The organism is Mycobacterium sp. TH-M15 (genome assembly GCF_057473705.1).
Window position 1 is genome coordinate 1 of record NZ_JBYCLB010000434.1, and the last position, 1,990, is coordinate 1,990.

Genomic DNA, 1,990 nt, shown 5'->3' on the forward strand with positions numbered 1-1,990 from the left:
CGATGGCCGCGATCCACAGGTCGTTGACGCGCACCCGCTGTCCGGTCTCGGCGAGATGGATGCGCCATCTGGCCCACATCCGTGCCGCGTCCTCATCGACGGGTAGTGCCGCGAGGTCGGCGACCGCGTCGAGGGTGGCGAGCCGTTGCGCTCTAGCGTCGGACGTGGTGGCTGGCAGCGGGGACCCGACTCTCGTCGAGGCGGCGGCCCGCTTCGTCGGCGATGAACACCGAGGTGTCGAGCAGTCCGGCCGTGGCGTTCACCGGATCGGTTCCAGATCGTCGGTGGTGTCACCGGCCAGGGCGGCGAGGTCGTCGCGCAGCCCCGGGTCGGCTTGCGCGCTCAACCGACTCAGGAACTCAGCCCTGGACAACCAGCGGCGGCGCGACCGCACCGCTGCGAGTTCGGCGACCGGGCGTCCCTTGACGGTGATGACGATGTCCTCCCCGGCCTGCACCCGGGCCGTGTCGTTCCGTAGATCCCGTGACGCTACCTCAGAAATGCTACGAACGTAGCAGTTCGGTAGCACATCCGGCATGCGTGCAGTGGGCGGCGATCACTCGGCCGATTATGTCAATCCACGCTGACCCGGGCAGGGTTGCGTTCGTCACGACGCAGATCCAGGCCGTGTCGGTCACCGCAGATGCGCGCGGTGGGCGCGACCATGGACACCGTGCGCAGAATCCGACGTTGGCTGGCCGTGGCGGTGCTGATCGCCGCGCTGGTCGTCAGCGGCTGGGTGCTGGTGCGGCAGTGGCAGCTGCACACGGCGTCCGAGCAGGCGCTGCACGCCGCGGAGAGCTACGCGCTGAAGCTCACCACCGTCGACGCCGACGGCGTCGACGCCGCCTTCGCGGCGATCGCCGACGGGGCCACCGGCGAGTTCGCCGAGATGCACGCGCGGTCGAGCGCGAAGCTGCGCCAGCAGTTCGCCGACCGGAGGGTGAGCGCCCGGGGGCACGTGGTCGACGCGGCGGTCAAGTCCGCCACCCGGGACACCGCCGTGGTGGTGCTGCTGATCAACCAGTCGGTGACGAACGAGGATCTGCCGGAGCCGGTGGTCGACCGCAGCCGGATCCGGATGACCATGCAGAAGGTCGACGGCCGGTGGCTGGCCAGCAACGTGGAGCTGCTGTGAGCCGGCGTCCGGCGGCGCTCGTGGTCGCGGTGACGGTCTGCGCCGGCAGCCAGGCCGGTGCGGCAACCGCGGACCCCGTCAACTGGGAGGCCGTCGCGCAGTGCGAATCCAACGGCAACTGGTCGGCCGACACCGGCAACGGTGCCTACGGCGGTCTGCAGATCAAGCCGTCGACCTGGGACGCCAACGGCGGCACCGGGTTGCCGTCGCAGGCCAGCGAGCAGCAGCAGATCGCCGTCGCCAAGCGGATCCTGGCCTCGCAGGGGCCGGGCGCCTGGCCCACCTGCATGTCGCGCGGGTTGGGGATGCCCGGCATCGCGCCGGTGGGCTCGCTGACCCAGTTCCTGAGCACCCTGATCGGCGACGCCGAGGCCGCGGCCCGCCCGCCCGGCTGAGCCGTGGCACGCCGGCCACCGATCGGGGATGATCGGGCGGCATGACCGCACCCCCGACCCCGGTTCGCCTGCCCGACGTCCCGCTGACCGCGCGCCGGCCGTTCGGGGTGTACGTGCACGTGCCGTTCTGCCTGACCCGCTGCGGCTACTGCGACTTCAACACCTACACCCCGGCCGAGCTGGGCGGGGCCGACCCGGACGCCTGGGTGGCGGCGCTGCACCGGGAGCTGGAGCTGGCCGCCGCCCGGCTGGACGCCCCGCCCGCCGAGACCGTGTTCCTCGGCGGGGGCACTCCGTCGCTGCTTGGCGCGGCGCGGCTGGTCCGGGTCCTCGACGCGGTGCGTGATGCCTGCGGGCTGGCCGGCGGCGCCGAGGTCCGCACCGAGTGCACCCCGGAGTCCACGTCGCCGGTGTTCTTCGCCGCGATCCGCGGCGCCGGCTTCACCCGGGTCTCCCT

4 protein-coding genes and 1 pseudogene are annotated in these 1,990 nt (G+C 72.4%); 3 read left to right on the forward strand and 2 right to left on the reverse strand.

What is annotated here, in order from left to right; genetic code table 11:
• Window positions 1-263 (reverse strand): annotated as a pseudogene (locus AC2VNT_RS10470) (PIN domain-containing protein); the annotation flags it as partial.
• Window positions 260-502 carry a type II toxin-antitoxin system Phd/YefM family antitoxin gene (locus tag AC2VNT_RS10475; protein ID WP_486946793.1) on the reverse strand — a complete coding sequence of 81 codons (243 nt, stop codon included), beginning with the start codon at window positions 500-502 and terminating at the stop codon, window positions 260-262. The pseudogene AC2VNT_RS10470 and the gene AC2VNT_RS10475, both read right to left, overlap by 4 nt.
• A gap of 141 nt (window positions 503-643) precedes the next feature.
• Between AC2VNT_RS10475 and AC2VNT_RS10480 the strand changes: the two genes are divergently transcribed.
• The 3 genes from AC2VNT_RS10480 to AC2VNT_RS10490 all read left to right on the forward strand — a co-directional run.
• Entirely contained in the window at window positions 644-1,138 is a 495-nt protein-coding gene (locus tag AC2VNT_RS10480) for a hypothetical protein (RefSeq protein ID WP_486946790.1), read from the forward strand.
• Window positions 1,135-1,533 carry a transglycosylase family protein gene (locus tag AC2VNT_RS10485; RefSeq protein WP_486946791.1) on the forward strand — a complete coding sequence of 133 codons (399 nt, stop codon included), beginning with the start codon at window positions 1,135-1,137 and terminating at the stop codon, window positions 1,531-1,533. Before AC2VNT_RS10480 ends, AC2VNT_RS10485 begins: the two co-directional genes overlap by 4 nt.
• A gap of 41 nt (window positions 1,534-1,574) precedes the next feature.
• On the forward strand, window positions 1,575-1,990 hold a 416-nt coding region (locus AC2VNT_RS10490; RefSeq protein WP_486946792.1), incomplete at its 3' end, for a radical SAM protein.